This is a genomic window from Oleiphilus sp. HI0043 (assembly GCF_001634935.1).
The window spans coordinates 1-684 of sequence record NZ_LWEY01001038.1; the positions used below are offsets into that span (position 1 = coordinate 1).

Consider the following 684-nt stretch of genomic DNA (forward strand, 5'->3'; position numbering starts at 1 on the left):
CATCTACGGTGTTTTTGTCTCTGGGCAAGCACTTTGGTTTTAACGTGGTGTTTGGTGTAGTTGGTCGTTCTAAAACATCTAACCAGTTCATCAAACATCACTCCGGCCACAAAAACACGTGGCCTGCGTTGGACGCACGATAGAGCCGTGCGCCGTTTATAAAAGCGTTAGGTGTTCGCATGGACTCAGATGTTGAAATTTTGATCGCAATATTTTTGGTAGTGGCTCTATTCATTTGGCTAATTCCAGCTTTGATTTACACGATTAAGATTTCTCGATTAAAAAGAATTGATCCAGTTTTAAAAAAACAACTGATATCCTCTCTCTGGTTTATGCCTCCAGTAGGATGCATTATTTGTTTGGTCTTATTTTCTAAAACTGGAAAGCTTCGAAAGTTATTAGAACAAGAGCATCATCAGGTATGGGTAGCCGGTGGTAATAGATAGTGATGTATTATCCACCTAACAAGTTGCGCAATGTTCGCCCCGGAAAAACACCCGGGGCTGGACTCGCTTTGCTGCGCGCCACTCGCCCATTCGCAAGGCGTTAAATGTCATAGGTAAGCTATGGATATTGCTCAACCAGACGATATGAAGGTAGTCTCAATGGCGCCTTACGAATACATTCACTACCAATGTAGTGGTGGTCGAGAATTTCTGTGTTTGTGTCTCGAATTAAGGTTTG

At 42.7% G+C, this 684-nt stretch carries 1 protein-coding gene; it reads left to right on the top strand.

All coding sequences use genetic code 11. The annotated features are described in order from the left end of the window. Positions 1-179 precede the first annotated feature (179 nt). Positions 180-446 carry a hypothetical protein gene (locus A3729_RS10965; protein ID WP_068633817.1) on the top strand — a complete coding sequence of 89 codons (267 nt, stop codon included), beginning with the start codon at positions 180-182 and terminating at the stop codon, positions 444-446. Positions 447-684: the final 238 nt, after the last annotated feature.

Excerpts from the sequence above, each read along its gene's own strand:
- A3729_RS10965 (WP_068633817.1), top strand. The coding sequence starts at position 180 with ATGGACTCAGATGTTGAAATTTTGATCGCAATATTTTTGGTAGTGGCT.